The organism is Nonomuraea sp. NPDC054003, assembly GCF_055585125.1.
On sequence record NZ_JBVJKR010000005.1, the window covers coordinates 519,604 to 535,534 of the forward strand.

Sequence of the window (15,931 nt, forward strand, 5' to 3'; positions counted from 1 at the left end):
CGTTGCCGGCGGGGCGGCCCGTGCTCATCGCCTCGTCTCGTATCGGGTCAACACCAGGCCGCCGGAAAACGTCCGCGTCTCCACCAGGTTCAGGTTCACCCAACTGTCCAGGGCCGTGAAGAAAGGCGTGCCACCGCCCAGCAAGACCGGTGCGGTGACCAGCACATACTCGTCGATCAGCCCGGCCCGCATGGCCGCTGCGGCAAGTGTGGCGCCAACGATGTCCATCGGGCCGCCGTCCTCGGACTTGAGCCGGGTGATCTCGGTGACCGCGTCGCCGGTGACCAGACGGGTGTTCCAGTCGACCTTGTCGATCGTCGAGGAGAACACCACCTTGGGCATGTCCCGCCAGCGGCGGGCGTACTCGATGTGCGCCGGTGTGGCGCCGGGCTGCTGGTCGGCGGTCGGCCAGTGGGAGCTCATCGCCTCCCACAGTTTGCGCCCGTACAGCGCCAGGCCGGTCGCCCCCACCCGGTCGGACCACCACTGGAACAGCTCGTCGCTCGGCACGCTCCAGCCGAGGTCCTCACCGGGCGCGGCGACGTAGCCGTCCAGGCTCAGGTTCATGCCGTAGGTCAGTTTCCGCATCATGTCAGCCTTCCGTGAGTCGATCTCACACGTACAGACGGGCACGATGCGGAAACCTCATCGGTGCGCGATCCGAGTCCGCAGGTAGCCCTGGCGTTCCGAACTCAGCACGGCACACTCGGGCGCTACCGACCAGATCTCGATTCCACCCTCACAAACGCCCGGTCAAACAGCTACAGAGCCGGACCCTGTCACCGCGCTGGAGATCGCCAAGCAATTCCCGGCGGTGCCCGATGCCGCGAACCGCCGTATCGCCGGGAAACCGGGTCGGCGCGATGAGGAGCGAGCACCGCCACTGTTGCCTGGCCCGGTAACAGTGGCGTTCTCATTGATCCGCGGCGAGCTCGCCATCTGGCGCGGTTTTGTTGTTGTGGTTGTCAGGTATGAGAGCAGGATCTTCACCAACCCAGGCCCTTTACAATGTAGATTTCTAAGCTGGCTCCGCTCCACAACCACATCGGTGATCACGTGCTGTTGTCCTCGACACCCAGTGCACAATCCGCGTAAGCCAGCACCTTGCATCGCTCCCCTGCCCCTCGTCGTGCAGCAGCAATACGGTCCCGCTCCCCCACCCTGCACACCACTCCGTTGCGGCCCAAGTTCGGCCGCCACATCGGGCGCAGGCGGACGACCTCCCCGACCGCACCCCCGCCTGCCGCCGACCCCAGCGCGCTGCTCCCTGCAGATCCGCCCGGCACATACGGCGTTCGGATGGTCGCGCGGTTATCGGGCTTCTTACGCAGAGGAGGCGTTCACGGCCTCTGGGCCGGCGGAGTCCCAGGTCACGTGAGGCGAGCCCGTCAGCGCAGTGGTGTCGAGGTATTTAGGTTCGAGGACGCGCTCGGTGAACTTCCAGCCATCCGGGGTGCGCTGGTAACGGTCATGGAACAGGCCGTACATGACGACCGACCTGCCGTCGCGCTGGCGACCTATCTCGAAGACGGATTCCCGGCCGGTCGCGGTGTCGCCATCGAGTTGGATCGTGCCCGGGTGCACGGTCTGCACCCAGAACTCCCACGCATCCTGCAGCCGTTCGATACCGGCGCGAATCTCTTTCCGCCCGGTGAACTCGACGTCGGCGGGAGGGATCCGCCACACCGCGTCCCTGGTGAACAGCGACGCGAAACGGTCGTAGTCGCCGTTCATCGCCGCGTCGACGTGTTCGCCCCGCAGCGCCTCGATCTCGACGCGGTCGGCGACAGTCTGCAGATCTTTCATCGGTTTCCTCTCTCCTGCGAACATGATGGATGACGACATCGGGCTCTTGCCGGAGGGTGCGTCCGCACCAGCAGCGCTTCACTGAACGTCTAGGTCTGAGGGCTGTATCTGAAAACTTCTTGCCGCGGTGGCGGGTACGGATCATTGACGAATGAGTCCGGCGCGTCAGGACGGCCGGCGAACGTGATAGGGCTCACACTGCAGTGGCGAATCGGCGCGGCGGCGTGCCCTCTTTGCCACACCTGACCAACACCCACTCCGCGGCAGCTCCGCTCCGCAACCCTGATGAGCCAGATGAGGACGTTCTCCAAGCCGTCCAGACTCGAGGCGTCGCGGACGAACTGATCTCGGTTGGGACCGGAACTCAGTAGTAGGCCACGTTCACGACCAAGGCGGCCGCCACCAGTGCGAAGAACACGGACCAGGCGCCGAAGTGGTGGTCACGAGCCCGCAGATGAACGCAGAACGCGCCGAGGAAGTACAACACGAGGCCGGCGGCGGCGAGCAGGCCCAGCACCGGAACGGCGAACCCGGCCAGCAGTCCCAGCGAACCCGCCGCCAGCATCAAGCCCAGCGGGAGCGTCCAGGAACGCGGCACGCGAAGCTGGTCCGCCTGCTTCTTGGGGTAGTCATGGCCGATGAGGTTGGCGATTGCGGCCAGCCCGACGACGGCCGAGGCGAGAGAAGTGATAACGAGGTAGACGGCGAACACGCTGATCCCCTTGTCCATGTGAGTGACAGGCCGGTCGCTCACCACGCGGACGAGATGAGCTGCCGAGACCCACCCGACCTCGGAGGGACCGGCAGGCTCAGAGCTGTTCGAGGCGCCGGGTCAGAAACCGCCGCTCGGGGGTCGAGTCGGCCAGCTCAAGGGCGCGCCGGTAGGCCGTCCGGGCCTCGGCGTCACGGCCCAGACGCCGCAGCAACTCCCCGCGCGTCGAGTGGAAATACAGGTAGCCGTCCAGGTCGAGGCCATCGACGGCACGCAACGCCGCGGCGGGATCGCCTGCCTGGGCGACCGCCACAGCACGGTTGAGCTCGACCACCGCCGAGCCGGTCAGGTCGGCCAGCCGCCGGTACAGCTCGGCGACCTGCGGCCAGTCGATCCGCTCACGCGCCTGGAGCGAGGCGATGGCGGCCTGCACGACGTACGGGCCGCGCCCGCCCAGCGCCATCGCCCGATCCAGCGCCGCCCGGCCCGCCGCGATCTGTCGCAGGTCCCACAACGACCGATCCTGATCGTCGAGCAGTACGAGATCGTCACCGGAGAACCGGGCCCGCCGCCGCGCGTGGTGGATCATCATCAGCGCCAGCAGCCCGTGTGCCTCTGGCTCTCGCGGCATCAGCCCGGCCAGCACCTGCCCCAGCCGGATGGCCTCGGCGCCGAAATCGACCCGGCCGCTGTAGCCCTCGTTGTAGATCAGATAGATGACCGCCAGCACCGCGTCGAGCCGTTCGGGCAGCAGATGCGCGCCCGGGACCGCGAACGGGATCCCGGTTGCCTTGATCTTGGCCTTCGCGCGGGTCAGGCGCCGCTTCATGGTCTCCTCCGAGACCACGAACGCTCGGGCGATCTCCGCGGTCTGGAGGCCGCCGAGTGCACGCAGCGTGAGCGCCACCTGCCCCTCCAGCGGCAGCGCCGGATGACAGCAGGTGAAGATCAGCTCAAGCCGCTCGTCCTTGATCAGCGTGTCGTCGAATTCGTCCATGATGGCCTCCGGCGCCGCCAGCAGGATCTTCTGGGCCAGGGTGCGCTCCCGGCGGATCCGGTCGATCGCCCGGTTCCTGGCCGTCGTCACCAGCCATGCGCCCGGAGCGGCCGGCACGCCTGAAGCCGGCCAGCGCTCCGCCGCGATGGCGAAGGCCTCCTGCGCCGCCTCCTCAGCCCGGTCGAAGTCACCGAGGAACCCGACCAGCGAGGCCAGCACCCGGCCCCACTGGTCGCGGAACACCTCCTCCAGCACGCTCAGAGCCGCACCACCGGCCTGACCTCCACGGTGCCGCCGAACCGCAGGGCCGGGACGCGCGCCGCCCATTCGAGCGCTTCGTCCAGGTCGGCGGCCTCTATCAGGCAGAAGCCACCCAGCACCTCTTTGGTGTCGGCGAACGGGCCGTCGGTCATCAGCGTCCGGCCGCCGGACAGCCGCACGCAGGTCGCCGTCTCCGCGGGCTGCAACTGCGCGGCACTGACGTAGCGGTCGTCGTCGGCCATCGCGAAATACTCCGCGTACGCCGCCTCACGCTCCTCATCCGACGACGTCTCCAGGTAGCCGGGCTCGGCATAGATCAGCAGGGCGTACTGCATCGCGACCTCCAAGGCAGTGGGCTCTCATCAGTACGACGAACGAGCGGCCGCGCAGGGGACACCACCCGTATTTTGCCAAGGTAACGATTTCCCGCCCGCCCCCTGACTCGGTCGCGCTTGCGGCCCCAGCATCGTGATCAGGTGGACGGGGGCGAGGCCCTGACGGCCCTGTTCCAGGCCAGCAGTACCGGCACTCCCGCGATCAGCCCGGCGGCGCCGGCTATCGCCAGGCCGTACTCCGGTCCGGCCGCTTCGACGAGAAGGCCGCCGAGCAGGATGCCCAGCCCCTGGGCGGCGACCATGCCGGAGGAGGCCAGGCCGACCGCCTGTCCCCTGCTCTCCGGCGGAGCGATCCTCACGTACTCCGCGTTGGCCGCCACGTGGTAGCCGGTGAGCACCCCGCACGCCGTCCACAGGAGCAGCAAGGGCACGTAGCCGGGGTCCGCCGCGCTGGCCACCAGCGGCACGCCGGCCAGCACCGCCATGGGGGCCATCAGCGCCATCCGCCGCGATTCGGTGAGGAATCTGGACAGCACGAACACGCCGATGACGTTGCCCGCGGGCAGGGCGGCCATGAGGAGCCCGGCTTGCGTGGTGCCCAGGCCCAACGAGGCGGCGTACGGCACCGCGATCGCCTCGGGGATGACGTGGAAGCCCGACAACATGGCCAGGCCCAGCAGGCTGCGCAACGCGCGATGCCCGGCCACCAGCCGCAGCCCGCCGAGGAGGGAGACCGGCTGCTTTCCCGCGGCCGCCGGGCGCCGGCGCCCTGTGGCCAGGGTGAGTGACGCGGCGGCGGCGAACGTGGCCGCGTTGATCAGGATGGCCGTTTCCGCGCCGACCAGCGCCACCACGATGCCGCCGCCGGCGAAGCCGAGCAGCGTCACGACCTGGTCGCTCAGCTGGTGGACCGCCACTCCGGTCTGGTAGAGCTCGCGGGGCACCACTTCGGGCGTCAGCGAGACGCGTGCCGCCCTGCTCGGCGAGTCGAGCAGTTGGGAGGCGAAGACCAGGGCGCACAACACGGGCAGCGGGAGGCCGGGCAGCGCGACGAATCCGATGAGGACGGTCCTGATCACATCGCAGGCGATCACGACCTCGCGCCGCGGGTAGCGGTCGGCCAGCCAGCCCAGCGCGGGCCCTCCGATCAGCGCGGGCACGAACGTCATCGCGTAGACGAGCGTGGTGACGGCGGCCGAGCCGCTGCGCTCGTAGGTGACGACGGCCAGCGCGACGCGCGCCAGCTGGCTGCCCGCTCGCGACAGTAACCCGCCCAGCCATAATCCGCGAAACTCGCCTATCGCGAGCACTTTGGCGTACGACGATTCCGTCCGGTCCTCCTCGGCTGTCCTCGACGAACCAGCACCGCGGCAGGTCCTGTCATGTTTCCGGCAACCCGCGCGGGCAGGCGCCGGCTCACCGCGGTGGGTGGTGACCCGCCTGTTTCGTCGCAGACATCACCACCCCACCGCGGGATCACCTCGTCAGGTCCAGACGGGGTCGCGTCGCATCGGCCGCACCTCCTTTCAGGACAGGACGCCGTCCGCCGGTTACGGAAGGCACAGATCCCGGCTCGTACGTCCGCGCGCGTTGGAGCGGTCACCCAAGTACCGGACGCCCATGCCTGCCTAGGGCGGTCACCCGGCGTAGGGGCCGAACCGGCCCCAGGCGACGAGCGCGGCGAGCGCGAAGAGGATGACGGTGACCAGCAGCCCGGACGGCTCCTTGCGGCGGATGTGCCCTGGGTGCCTCACCCTCGGCTGTCGATCTGGAGACCGACGTCGATGCCGCGCGGAAGGCCGGAGTAGTTGTCGCTCATATCCAGGCGACGAACAGGCGGCCTCCCGGGGGACACCTCGGACCTCAGGGAATTCAGAGCTGTTCGAGCCAGTGGGTCAGGAACCGCCGCCGCGGGGGGCGGGGAAGTAGAGGTAACCGTCCAGGTCGAGGTGGTCCACGACGCGTAGCGCCGCGCCGGGGTCGCAAGCCTGGACGACCGCCACGGCGGTGCAGCTCAACCGCCGGCAAGCCAGCGAGGCCGGCCGGCCGCCGGTACAGCTCGGCGAACTGTGGTCAGTCGATCCACCCGCGGGCCTGCGACGACGCGATCGCGGCCTGGACTGCACCATCGCCCGTGCGGCCGCGGCGTACGAACTCCCGGTCGTACTCACGACGAGACGGGGGTTGACGCCGGCACGATCGAGGAGCTTCGCTGCCGGCCGTCGAATCCCGGCGGCACGGTCACCGGGTCGAGGGTCAGGTCGGTCATGCCACCTAGTCGTCGGCCCTGGACGGTGCCGAATTGTAGAGCAGGTCGCGGTACTCGGGGTGATTGCGCAGCCAACTGAGGATGAAGGGGCAGATCACCAGCGCTTTCAGTCCTCGTTCGCGGATGTCGTCGAGCGCGGCGCGGGCCAGGGCGCCGCCGATTCCTCGACCCTCGAAGGTCGGGTCGACCTCGGTGTGAGCCAGGACGATCATCTCGCTGGTCTCCTGGTAGTCGATGAATCCGGCGACCGTCGTCTCGCCGACGGAGGCTTCGTAGCGCCGCCGGTCCGGATTCCTGGTCACGTTGACGTCGATGGACATTGTTCGTTGAGCCTCCTGTTTCGGTGCTGTGACAAATCGTCATCTCCGGTCCGCCGGGGGTTGACCGGCGGCCAGACGAACCAGATCGGTAGCGCTCCCCGCTCGCCGCGTGGAAGGTCGGATTCGCGCAGCAGACGCTACTTCGCGTCAGGGAGAATTGCCTAACCCGGTCGACCCAAACCCGGTGCCTGACCGTGGTCTGCCTGTCTGGTCAGGGAAGCGGCAGTTCTCTGAGCTGCCGGCGGGAGGCGATGCCCAGCGGAGGCGGGCTTCAACCGTGCGTGGACTGAGGAACAGGTGCGCAGCGACCTCCCGGGGAGGTCGCCCCGGTGGCCACCAGCCGTGCGATGTGCGGCTCGTGGGCGGTCAGGGAGCCGGTCGGCTGGGCGGTCCGTTTGCGGGGATGCTCACCGGTGGCGCGCAACTCGCGGGCGGCGCGCTGCCCTCGGGCGGATAGCCGCCTCTGATCACCTGTGCTCCTGGCGGTCGGGGGACGCGGAGGCCGGCGATCGGGGCGGTGCAGCGCCGGGCGGCAGGAGCCGTGTTCGAAGCTCCGGTTTGAGGATCTTGCCTGAGCCGGTTCTCGGCAGTGTGTCCACGATGTCGAAATAGACGGGGATCTTGTACTTTGCGAGCCGGGAACGGAGGAAGTCCGCCAGCTCTGCCGCGGTGAGGGCGACGCCGTCACGGGGGACGACGAAGGCCCGGCCGACCTCGCCCCATTTCTCGTCGGGCACCCCGACCACGGCGGCCTCCGCCACGGCCGGATGCCCGAAGAGCACACCCTCCACCTCGGCCGGATAGACATTCTCCCCGCCGGAGATGTACATGTCCTTCAGCCGGTCGACGATGTGAAGGTGCCCCTCGTCGTCGAGGGTGGCGATGTCCCCGGAGCGGAACCAGCCTCCTTCGGTCAGCGCGGCGGCGGTCGCCTCCGGGTTCCGCCAGTAGCCGAGGGTGACGTTGGGCCCCTGGATGTGCACTTCGCCCGCCTCGCCGGCCTCGGCCTCCGTGCCGTCGGGCCGGACCACGCGTATGTTGGCGAAGAAGACCGGCACGCCGGCCGACCCCACCTTGCGCACGCTTTCACCCGCCTCAAGGAAGGTGGCGCCCGGCGAGGTCTCCGTCAGTCCGTAGCCCTGGCAGAAGACCAAGCCCCGCTGCTGGTATGTGCGGATCAACGCGACCGGGATCGCCGCTCCCCCTGACATCAGGGTCCGCAGCGAGGACAGGTCGGCGTCGGCCCACCGCGACGACCGCGCGAGGGCGGCGAACATCGCGGTGACCCCGAACATCCAGGTGACGCGGTGCTTCTCGATGAGGTCGTAGCAGGAGTCCACGTCCCAGAACGGCATGATCAGCGAGGTGCCGCCCTTGAGGAAGGTCGGCAGCAACGTCTGGTTCAGCGCCGCGACGTGGAAGAGCGGCGCGCTGATCAGCGTCACCTCGGTGCTCGCCACGTCGACCCCGACCATGATGTTGAAGCAGTTCCACACCAGGTTGGCGTGACTGAGCATCGCCCCCTTGGGACGCCCGGTCGTGCCCGAGGTGTAGAGGATGAGAGCGATGTCGTCGAGTGCGACCGGGGTGTCGATCGGCGTGGCATCGCCTCCCGACAGAAAGGTCTCGTACTCCCGCTCCCCCGGTGCCGGCGACTCCAGCGCCACGGCCGTGCGCAGTCCCGGGAGTCCCGGAAGATCGCGTACGACCGTGGCGCACTCCGGCGCGTAGACGAGGACGGAGGCGCCGGAGTCCTCCACCATGTAGGCGATCTCCGATGCGGTCAGCCGGAAGTTCAGCGGGACGAAGATCCCTCCGAGCAGGTGCGTGGCGAACATGGTCTCGGCGAAGGCGACGTGGTTGGGGCCGAGGTAGGCGACCCGGTCCCCGGTCCGAACCCCGGCGCCGCGCAGACTCGATGCGAGCCTTGTCGTCCGCTCGTGCACCCAGGCGTAGGTGAGCGCCCGGCCGTCGAAGACGAAAGCGGTGCGGTTCGGACTCATCCGCGCCCGGCGGGCCGGCCAGCCGCCCAGTCCGGCGTTACGCATCGGCGACTCCTGTCAGGTGGAGGACGGTTCGGCCGGGTCGGTCGCGCGCGCCGCCGGGGCGACGGCGGTCAGGTCGCGGCGGCTGGTCTCGCCCAGGGCCAGGAGGCAGACCACCGTCAGCAGGCAGGAGGCGGCGATGATCACCGAGATCATCATCGTCCCTCCCCCGCCGGTGGACGCGTCGAGCTGGGCGAACAGCAGCGGGGCCAGGCCGGCGCCGAGCCCGGCGAGCTGGTAGCCCATCGAGGCTCCGGTGTAGCGGCTCCTGGTGGCGAAGACCTCGGTGTACAGCGCCGCGAGCGGGCCGTACATCATCGGGTGGATGACCGCCTGGCCCAGCACGAGCGCGACGGTGAGGACGGCGACGCTGCCGGCGTCCACCATCGGGAAGAGGACGAAGCCGAACACGGCCATGAGCAGTGCGCCGGCCAGCACGACCGGGCGGCGTCCCACCCTGTCCGACAGCGCCGACCACCCGATGATGCTCAGGACGGCCAGCGCCGAGGAGAGCGTGAGCCCGTTCAGCACGTCCGGCCGGGGGAAGCCGGCCCGCACGCCGTAGGCGATGAGATAGGTGGTCAGCGTGCCCTGGGCCACGAAGGCGGACAGACCGACGCCCACACCGAGCAGGAGAGTCCTCGGGTGATGGCGGAGCACGTCCAGCAGCGGCGCTCGGGAGCCATGGTCCGCGGCGGCCTTGAACACCGGGGTCTCCTCGACCCGCAGCCGGACGAACAGGCCGACCGCCAGCAGGACGACGCTGATCAGGAACGGCACCCGCCAGCCCCAGCTGAGGAACTCCTCCTCGCCCAGGACGGCGGCCGTGCCGCCGAGCGCCGCGGTGGACAGCACCATGCCGAAGGGGGCTCCGGCGTTGGTGAAGCTCGCCCACAGTCCGCGACGGCTGGTCGCGTGCTCGGCGGACATCAGCACGGCTCCGCCCCATTCACCGCCGACCGCGACGCCCTGCAGGATCCGGAGTACGACGAGCGCGATGGGCGCGAGGACGCCGATCTGCGCGTAGGTGGGGAGCAGGCCGATGAGGAAGCTGGCGACGCCCATCAGGGTCATGCTCAGCACCAGCATGCGCTTGCGGCCCAGCCGGTCGCCGAAGTGGCCGAAGATCGCTCCGCCGAGCGGCCTGGCGAGGTAGCCCGTGGCGAAGGTGCCGAAGCTGGCGACCGTCGCCGTGAGCGGGTCGAGAGAGGAGAAGAAGACCTTGCTGAAGACCACGGCCGAGGCGGTGGCGTACAGCAGGAAGTCGTAGTACTCGATGACGCTGCCCAGGAAGCTTGAGGCGACCGCGCGTCGGAGTTGGATCCGGTTGGGGGATGTGACTGGCAGGTTCGGCATGACCGAGCTCCTCGTCCGGGAGCGAGCTAAGACTCTCGCTTGCTTGTCCCGGAGGTTAGGCAGATCCATAACGGACGTCAATACTTTGCCCAATATGGGCGGGGGGTGGGGTGCGCCGCGCTCGCCGCGCCGGGCGCGGGCCGTACGTTTCGCCCGGTCAGGCGTAGTGACGGTAGATCACGCGCGCGACGCAGGCGGGCTTGGCGGAGCCGTCGATCTCTACGGTGAAGTCGAGGAGCATCTGGACGCCGTCACCGGGGACGTCGTCCACCGACGCCACGGCGGCGGCGAGGCGGATCTTGGCGCCGACCTTGACGGGACTGGGGAAGCGGGCCTTCTCCAGTCCGTAGTTGACGCTCATCGTCACGCCCCGGATGTCGAGCAACTCGGTGAAAAGCGGGATGACCAGGGACAGGGTCAGATAGCCGTGGGCGATCGGACCGCCGAACGGCCCCTCCTTCGCCCGCTCGGGATCGACGTGGATCCACTGGTGGTCGTCGGTGGCGTCGGCGAAGGTGTTCACCCGCTCCTGGGTGATCTCCAGCCATTCGCTGTGGCCGAGGTCCGCCCCGGCAAGCGCCTTGATCTCGCCGAGTCCGTGCACCGTCGTGGTCATGACCGTGTCGTCCCTTCCTGCGCACCCAGCCCGAGCAGGCGCGCGGCATTGTCCTTGAGGATGCGGGAGCGGACCTCCGGCTTGATCTCGAGCTTGCCGAAGTCGGCGAGCCAGCGGTCCGGGGTGATCACCGGATAGTCGGATCCGAAGAGCACCTTGTCCTTCAGCAGCGTGTTCGCGTACCGGACGAGCTGCGGCGGGAAGTACTTGGGCGACCACCCGGACAGGTCGATGTAGACCTGGGGCTTGTGCGTGGCGACGGCCAGCGCCTCGTCCTGCCAGGGGAACGACGGATGGGCCAGCACGATCTTCAGGTCGGGGAAGTCCACGGCGACGTCGTCCACCAGCATGGGGTTGGAGTACTTCAACCGGATCCCGCCCCCGCCCCGGACGCCCGCGCCGATACCCGTCTGGCCCGTGTGGAACAGGGCGATCGCGCCGGACTCCTGGATCACCTCGTAGAGGGGATAGGCCATGCGGTCGTCGGGCGCGAAGCCCTGGATGCTGGGGTGAAACTTGAAGCCGCGCACGCCGTGCTCCTCGACGAGCCGGCGCGCCTCGCGGACGCCCGCCCGGCCCTTCCACGGATCGACACTGGCGAACGGGATCAGCACATCGGCATGCTCGGCACAGCTCTCGGCGACCTCCTCGTTCGAGATGCGAGGGTGGCCGGTGGCGTGCTCCGCGTCGACGGTGAACACCACCGCGGCCATCTTGCGCTCCCGGTAGTAGGCGGCCATCTCGGGGATGGTCGGCCTGGGGTGCTCCTTGAAGTACTTCTCCGAGGCGCCGAACAGCTCCGCGCTCAGCGAGACGTGTCCGCCGGCGGAGACCTCGGCGTGCGTGTGCACGTCGATCGCGACCAGTTCGCCGACGTTCATCCGCGGCATCTCAGCTCTCCGCCGTCTTCTGTTCGGGGACCTTGGGCGCGGGCACGCCGTACGTCTCGGGATCGGCGCCGACGCCCGTCCGCCATGAGGCGGCGATCGCGTCGGCCGTCCAGCCGCCGTCGGCGTAGGCCACCGCCTTCTCGCCGGGGTGGGACCAGAGCGCCAGCCGGTCGCCGCCGATGCCGATGGCCTGGCCCGTCACCTCCGCGGAGGCGTCGGACGCGAGGAAGACGACGAGCGGGGCGACGTCCCCGACCGTGCCCAGGCCCTCGCCCCTGCGCAGCCATTCCGGGAACGGCCGCCCGGTCCGCTCCGACTCCTCGATGACCGGGGCGAAGGCCGGGATCGTCTTGGTCATCTCCGTCGCCGCGACCGGGACGATCGCGTTCACCGTGATGTTCGCCCTGGCCAGCTCCATCGCCCAGGTCCGGGCCATGGCGACGATGCCCGCCTTGGCGGCGGCGTAGTTGGTCTGGCCGAAGTTCCCGCGCTGACCGGCGGGCGACGAGACGAGGATCAGCCGTCCGCCCGTCCCCTGCTCGCGCATCCGCACCGCCGCCGCCCGGGCGCAGGTGAACGTGCCCCGCAGGTGCACGTCGATCACCGCGTCGAAGTCCTCGTCGGACATCTTCCACAGGACCCGGTCCCGCAGAATGCCCGCGTTCGTGACCATCACGTCCAGCCGGCCGAACTCCTTGACGGCCGTGGCGACCAGCCGCTCGGCGGCCTCGGCGGAGCCGACCGGGGCGACGACGGCCGCGGCCCTGCCCCCCGCCGCGATGATCCCGCCGGCGACTCCGGCCGCCGAGTCGCCGTCCAGGTCGTTCACGATGACCGCCGCCCCGGCCGCCGCCAGCGCCTCGGCGTAGGCCCGCCCGAGGCCACGACCCGCGCCCGTGACGACGGCCACCTTGCCCGACAGATCCATGCACCTCACCTTTCGCCGGGAAGCCTGACATCGCCGAATCTATGGCACTTATGTGACTGCCGTCAAAGATTTGCCTGACGTTGAGAACCGTCTACCCTTTGGCTGTGACCTTCGGTGGCGAAGACGACCTGACAGCGCAGTTCCGGCGCCCGCAGTCCCTGATGTTCAGCTTTCTCGGCATCTACGTGCTGGACCGCGGCGTGGCCGTCTACTCCGGCAGCGTCATAGACGTGTTCGCCCGCCTCAACGTCTCCGAGGAGGCCGTACGGTCGACGCTCGCGCGCATGGTCAAGCGCAACCTGCTGATCCGGCACCGACGGGGACGAAAGGTGTACTTCGGGCTCGCCCCGCACGCCGCGGAGGTGCTGAAGGATGGGCGCAGACGGGTGTGGGAGACCGGCGCGGTGAACCGCGACTGGGACGGCACCTGGACGGTCGTCGGGTTCTCACTACCGGACAGCCGGCGCAGCACCCGGAACGACCTGCGTTCTCAGCTGATCTGGAACGGCTTCGGCCTGCTGCAGAACGGGCTGTGGATAGCGCCGGGCGAGAAGGACGTCACGGACATCATCGCCTCGCTGGAGCTGGGCGACCACGTCACCGTGCTGACCGCCCGCGCCTTCAACCCGACCGAGGCCGCCGACCTCGTCAGGAAGGCCTTCGACATCGAGCGGATCGCCGGACGCTACCGAGCGTTTCTCACCCAGTGGGACGTCCCCCGGCCGCTCCCCGGCGCGCCGGACGACCTCGCCCGCCAGTTGCTGCTGCACACCGACTGGCTGCAACTCGTCCGCCAGGATCCCCACCTGCCGGCCGAGCACCTGCCCCCGGACTGGCCGGCCATCCGGGCCGAACAGCTCTTCCAGGTGCTCGCGCGGGAGTACGAAAGACGCGCTGCCGAGCAGGCCGCCGCCATCCTGGACGAGCTTCCCGTGTGACGGCCGGCACCGCCGTCGATCATCGTCGTCCGCCGAACTCCCAGTGGTGGACTTCGATGTCGGCATAGCGGTCCGAGGTCAGGACGGTACGGGCCGTGTCCCGATCCCCCGCCCGGATCAAGGCCGCCGTGCCCAGCCAGGTGGCGCCGTCGTCGGACAGCAGCGACCCGTAGGCGATCAGGTCGTCCTGCCGGTCGGGCGGTGGAAGGAGGTCGGCGGCCTGGCCCGTGCCGAGGCCGAGAACGAGATAGCGGCTGCCGCCTTCGCGGCCACCGGGGAAGTCCCACATGGTGCGGCCCAGGAGGTGGGGCCGCGGGCGATCAGCAGCGCATCGTAGCGGTCCATCAGATCTAGCGAGGGGACTGCCGGGTTCACCCGGCAGGGGAATCGCTTCCCTGTTATGGTTTCTTTGTTCGAAACGGGCAGGGCTTGTCCGTCGCCTACCTCAGCAGGGGGAAAGCGAGAAGCCGCTTCCTTCAGGAAGTGGAGGAGTCACGTAGGACCAGTGCTCCTCGGCGGGCTTCTCACGCAGCGCTGCGGAGCCGGGCCGGTCACGGTGGTAACGGAAGAATTCCATGTGGAGCCTGTCTATCGCAGGTGGGTGCACAGTAAGTCGCCCTCCGCGCCGGGGCTTGTAGGTGACGATCGCAACTTGTAGGTTGCCATTGATGGCAACCTACAAGTTGCGAAACAGGGTGGCATGGATTCGGACGCGATCGAACGTGTGGTGGTGCTGCGGCACCCCGTCGAGCGGGTGTGGGCCGCGCTGACCACTGCGGAAGGGCTCTCGCGGTGGTTCGGCTCGGTGGCGGAGATAGATCTGCGGCCCGGTGGGCGCGCGTTCTTCCGCTGGGACGATCTCGGCGACGAATCCGTCGCCACCATCGTGGTGGTCGACCCACCACGCCGTTTCGCGTTCAGGTGGGCGATCGAGGGCCTGCCGGAGGACGACACACCCCGGACGCTTGTGGACTTCACCCTGGAACCGATACCGGACGGCACCCGGTTGCGCCTGGTGGAGAGCGGGTTCGCCCAGGCCGCCGTCGACGTGGCCCGCTCCGCCCACCAGGCCAACAGTCAGGGATGGGACGCCGAGCTCGCCGACCTGGAGACCTACCTCGATGCGGCCGCCTGATGCGGAACGGCAGGCCGTCGCGGTGTTCGCGGCGCTCACCGATCCGACGCGGCGCGCACTGCTGGAGGAGCTCGCCCGCGCCGGGCCCGCGACCGTCACGGACCTGGCGCGACGGCTGCCGATCAGCCGCCAGGCGATCGCCAAGCACCTCGGCCAGCTCGCCGAAGCGGGCCTGATCAGCCCAGGAGAACCGGCCGGCCGTCGCCATCCCTACCGGCTGGAATCAGCCCCCATTCGCACGGCGCAGGTGTGGCTGGCCATGCTCGCCAACCGGTGGGACGACCGGCTGACCGCGCTGGAGCTCGCACTGGACGCCACCGACACGAAGGAGTCGAGCGACAATGAACAAGCCTGAATTCACCGCCGGCCTGAACATCGCCATGAAGATCCCCAAGGCCCAGTACGAAGCCACCGTGGCCTTCTACCGCGACACCCTGGGCTTCGAGGTCAAAGAGGAGGATGTCTCGTACGCTCCGACCGTCTCGAGAACTCATTCGGTACGGTTCGGACCCAATACGCTGTGGCTCGACTGCGTCGACAACTACAGCCGGCCCGACTTGTGGCTGCAGCTGCACACGGATGACCTGGACGCGGCAGCGGCCAGACTGGCCGGCAGTGGCATCCACCCGTGTGACGAGGTCGAGCCCTTGGAGGGCCTTGACTCCAGAACCCACTGGATCAAGAACCCGGCCGGTGTCGTGCACCTGCTCGCGGAGTCCCGCTGATCCCGCGGCCGTACGGTCACCGGACGGCTCGTCGCAGGACGGCCTGGATGTGATCAGGGTCGGCGGGGGCGTTGTCGAGGAGGATCGCGGTGCACAGTCCGTCGGAGGCCGCGACGAGGGCGGCGATCGCCGCAGGGTCGTCGGTCAGCGTGGTGGCGAGCTCGGCGATGTTCTCCCGCCAGCGTCGTGCCACGGGTCGTAGCGCGGGGCGGCGGGCGGCCAGGGTCGCCAGCTCGCGTTCGGCCAGGGCGCGTTCACGTCCGGGACCGGCGGACTCGGCGATGAGGTGGGCCAGGCCGGTGAGTTTGTCGCCGGGGCTGTCGATGATGTCGCGGATGCGGGCGGTGTAGGCGTCGGCGACACTCGTGAGGGCGGCGACGAGCAGGTCGTCGAGGGTCGCGAAGTAGTAGGTGCTCAGGGACGTCGTGGTGCCGGCCTGTTTGGCGACCGTGCGGTGGGTGACGCCTGCCGCGCCGTCGCGCGTGACCACGGCGAGGGTGGCCTCGATGATCTCCGCGCGTCGTCTCTCGCCACGCGCGCGGCGGCCGTCGATGTGCTCGCTGTCGTCGGTGGTGTCGCCCATGCCGCTCCTCGGTCC

General features: G+C 69.2%; 19 protein-coding genes. 4 read left to right on the forward strand and 15 right to left on the reverse strand.

All coding sequences use genetic code 11. The features are described from left to right. Positions 1-24: 24 nt before the first annotated feature. The 13 genes from ACZ6YG_RS16145 to ACZ6YG_RS16205 all read right to left on the reverse strand — a co-directional run bounded on the left by ACZ6YG_RS16145 (position 25) and on the right by ACZ6YG_RS16205 (position 12,535). Positions 25-588 (reverse strand): dihydrofolate reductase family protein, encoded by a 564-nt coding sequence (locus ACZ6YG_RS16145; RefSeq protein WP_345483282.1) that lies wholly within the window; start codon positions 586-588, stop codon positions 25-27. A 735-nt stretch (positions 589-1,323) separates the two neighbouring features. Further along, positions 1,324-1,830: a nuclear transport factor 2 family protein gene (locus ACZ6YG_RS16150; RefSeq protein ID WP_466018429.1), complete on the reverse strand. Its 507-nt coding sequence runs from the start codon at positions 1,828-1,830 to the stop codon at positions 1,324-1,326. A gap of 340 nt (positions 1,831-2,170) precedes the next feature. Continuing rightward, on the reverse strand, positions 2,171-2,536 hold the full coding sequence (locus tag ACZ6YG_RS16155; RefSeq protein ID WP_271280393.1) for a DoxX family protein: 366 nt from the start codon (positions 2,534-2,536) through the stop codon (positions 2,171-2,173). 79 nt (positions 2,537-2,615) lie between these two features. Then, positions 2,616-3,770: an RNA polymerase sigma factor gene (locus tag ACZ6YG_RS16160; RefSeq protein WP_466018430.1), complete on the reverse strand. Its 1,155-nt coding sequence runs from the start codon at positions 3,768-3,770 to the stop codon at positions 2,616-2,618. Between the two features lie 2 nt (positions 3,771-3,772). Next, entirely contained in the window at positions 3,773-4,111 is a 339-nt protein-coding gene (locus tag ACZ6YG_RS16165; RefSeq protein ID WP_271280395.1) for a YciI family protein, read from the reverse strand. Positions 4,112-4,248: 137 nt separating this feature from the next. After that, a complete protein-coding gene (locus ACZ6YG_RS16170; RefSeq protein WP_466018431.1) occupies positions 4,249-5,421 on the reverse strand; it encodes an MFS transporter in 1,173 nt (390 codons plus the stop codon). A 585-nt stretch (positions 5,422-6,006) separates the two neighbouring features. Further along, the gene (locus tag ACZ6YG_RS16175; RefSeq protein ID WP_466018432.1) at positions 6,007-6,129 is read right to left on the reverse strand and encodes a hypothetical protein; all 123 of its coding nucleotides are present in this window, start codon (positions 6,127-6,129) and stop codon (positions 6,007-6,009) included. 256 nt (positions 6,130-6,385) lie between these two features. Continuing rightward, positions 6,386-6,700, reverse strand: a complete 315-nt coding sequence (locus tag ACZ6YG_RS16180) for a GNAT family N-acetyltransferase (RefSeq protein ID WP_466018433.1) — start codon at positions 6,698-6,700, stop codon at positions 6,386-6,388. Between the two features lie 467 nt (positions 6,701-7,167). Then, the gene (locus tag ACZ6YG_RS16185) at positions 7,168-8,748 is read right to left on the reverse strand and encodes an acyl-CoA synthetase (protein ID WP_466018434.1); all 1,581 of its coding nucleotides are present in this window, start codon (positions 8,746-8,748) and stop codon (positions 7,168-7,170) included. A gap of 12 nt (positions 8,749-8,760) precedes the next feature. Then, positions 8,761-10,101 carry an MFS transporter gene (locus ACZ6YG_RS16190; protein WP_148031708.1) on the reverse strand — a complete coding sequence of 447 codons (1,341 nt, stop codon included), beginning with the start codon at positions 10,099-10,101 and terminating at the stop codon, positions 8,761-8,763. Between the two features lie 157 nt (positions 10,102-10,258). Continuing rightward, positions 10,259-10,717, reverse strand: coding sequence for a MaoC family dehydratase (locus tag ACZ6YG_RS16195; RefSeq protein ID WP_148031709.1), 459 nt, complete (start codon positions 10,715-10,717; stop codon positions 10,259-10,261). Continuing rightward, positions 10,714-11,598 (reverse strand): amidohydrolase family protein, encoded by an 885-nt coding sequence (locus tag ACZ6YG_RS16200; RefSeq protein WP_397199703.1) that lies wholly within the window; start codon positions 11,596-11,598, stop codon positions 10,714-10,716. Before ACZ6YG_RS16200 ends, ACZ6YG_RS16195 begins: the two co-directional genes overlap by 4 nt. Before the next feature lie 10 nt (positions 11,599-11,608). Continuing rightward, entirely contained in the window at positions 11,609-12,535 is a 927-nt protein-coding gene (locus ACZ6YG_RS16205; RefSeq protein ID WP_271278747.1) for an SDR family oxidoreductase, read from the reverse strand. A gap of 104 nt (positions 12,536-12,639) precedes the next feature. Between ACZ6YG_RS16205 and ACZ6YG_RS16210 the strand changes: the two genes are divergently transcribed. Next, positions 12,640-13,473, forward strand: coding sequence for a PaaX family transcriptional regulator (locus ACZ6YG_RS16210; RefSeq protein WP_261808567.1), 834 nt, complete (start codon positions 12,640-12,642; stop codon positions 13,471-13,473). Between the two features lie 19 nt (positions 13,474-13,492). On the opposite strand, the gene ACZ6YG_RS16215 is transcribed toward ACZ6YG_RS16210, so the two are convergent. Then, the gene (locus tag ACZ6YG_RS16215) at positions 13,493-13,762 is read right to left on the reverse strand and encodes a hypothetical protein (protein WP_261808568.1); all 270 of its coding nucleotides are present in this window, start codon (positions 13,760-13,762) and stop codon (positions 13,493-13,495) included. A 411-nt stretch (positions 13,763-14,173) separates the two neighbouring features. Here ACZ6YG_RS16215 and ACZ6YG_RS16220 point away from each other — a divergent pair, with 411 nt between their 5' ends. The 3 genes from ACZ6YG_RS16220 to ACZ6YG_RS16230 are packed head-to-tail and all read left to right on the forward strand — an operon-like array spanning position 14,174 to position 15,333. Next, positions 14,174-14,608 carry an SRPBCC domain-containing protein gene (locus ACZ6YG_RS16220; RefSeq protein ID WP_148031712.1) on the forward strand — a complete coding sequence of 145 codons (435 nt, stop codon included), beginning with the start codon at positions 14,174-14,176 and terminating at the stop codon, positions 14,606-14,608. Next, positions 14,595-14,963, forward strand: a complete 369-nt coding sequence (locus tag ACZ6YG_RS16225; RefSeq protein WP_148031713.1) for an ArsR/SmtB family transcription factor — start codon at positions 14,595-14,597, stop codon at positions 14,961-14,963. The genes ACZ6YG_RS16220 and ACZ6YG_RS16225 overlap by 14 nt, the downstream gene beginning before the upstream one ends. Beyond that, positions 14,950-15,333 (forward strand): VOC family protein, encoded by a 384-nt coding sequence (locus tag ACZ6YG_RS16230; protein WP_466018435.1) that lies wholly within the window; start codon positions 14,950-14,952, stop codon positions 15,331-15,333. The genes ACZ6YG_RS16225 and ACZ6YG_RS16230 overlap by 14 nt, the downstream gene beginning before the upstream one ends. A 16-nt stretch (positions 15,334-15,349) precedes the next feature. Here ACZ6YG_RS16230 and ACZ6YG_RS16235 read toward each other — a convergent pair whose 3' ends face one another. Further along, positions 15,350-15,916 (reverse strand): TetR/AcrR family transcriptional regulator, encoded by a 567-nt coding sequence (locus ACZ6YG_RS16235; protein ID WP_466018436.1) that lies wholly within the window; start codon positions 15,914-15,916, stop codon positions 15,350-15,352. Positions 15,917-15,931 lie beyond the last annotated feature (15 nt).

Coding starts and splice junctions, on each gene's coding strand:
- ACZ6YG_RS16225 (WP_148031713.1), top strand. CDS start 14,595: ATGCGGCCGCCTGATGCGGAACGGCAGGCCGTCGCGGTGTTCGCGGCG.
- ACZ6YG_RS16215 (WP_261808568.1), bottom strand. CDS start 13,762: ATGTGGGACTTCCCCGGTGGCCGCGAAGGCGGCAGCCGCTATCTCGTT.
- ACZ6YG_RS16185 (WP_466018434.1), bottom strand. CDS start 8,748: ATGCGTAACGCCGGACTGGGCGGCTGGCCGGCCCGCCGGGCGCGGATG.
- ACZ6YG_RS16195 (WP_148031709.1), bottom strand. CDS start 10,717: ATGACCACGACGGTGCACGGACTCGGCGAGATCAAGGCGCTTGCCGGG.
- ACZ6YG_RS16205 (WP_271278747.1), bottom strand. CDS start 12,535: ATGGATCTGTCGGGCAAGGTGGCCGTCGTCACGGGCGCGGGTCGTGGC.
- ACZ6YG_RS16145 (WP_345483282.1), bottom strand. CDS start 588: ATGCGGAAACTGACCTACGGCATGAACCTGAGCCTGGACGGCTACGTC.
- ACZ6YG_RS16220 (WP_148031712.1), top strand. CDS start 14,174: ATGGATTCGGACGCGATCGAACGTGTGGTGGTGCTGCGGCACCCCGTC.
- ACZ6YG_RS16155 (WP_271280393.1), bottom strand. CDS start 2,536: ATGGACAAGGGGATCAGCGTGTTCGCCGTCTACCTCGTTATCACTTCT.
- ACZ6YG_RS16200 (WP_397199703.1), bottom strand. CDS start 11,598: ATGAACGTCGGCGAACTGGTCGCGATCGACGTGCACACGCACGCCGAG.
- ACZ6YG_RS16230 (WP_466018435.1), top strand. CDS start 14,950: ATGAACAAGCCTGAATTCACCGCCGGCCTGAACATCGCCATGAAGATC.
- ACZ6YG_RS16190 (WP_148031708.1), bottom strand. CDS start 10,101: ATGCCGAACCTGCCAGTCACATCCCCCAACCGGATCCAACTCCGACGC.
- ACZ6YG_RS16150 (WP_466018429.1), bottom strand. CDS start 1,830: ATGTTCGCAGGAGAGAGGAAACCGATGAAAGATCTGCAGACTGTCGCC.
- ACZ6YG_RS16235 (WP_466018436.1), bottom strand. CDS start 15,916: ATGGGCGACACCACCGACGACAGCGAGCACATCGACGGCCGCCGCGCG.
- ACZ6YG_RS16165 (WP_271280395.1), bottom strand. CDS start 4,111: ATGCAGTACGCCCTGCTGATCTATGCCGAGCCCGGCTACCTGGAGACG.
- ACZ6YG_RS16180 (WP_466018433.1), bottom strand. CDS start 6,700: ATGTCCATCGACGTCAACGTGACCAGGAATCCGGACCGGCGGCGCTAC.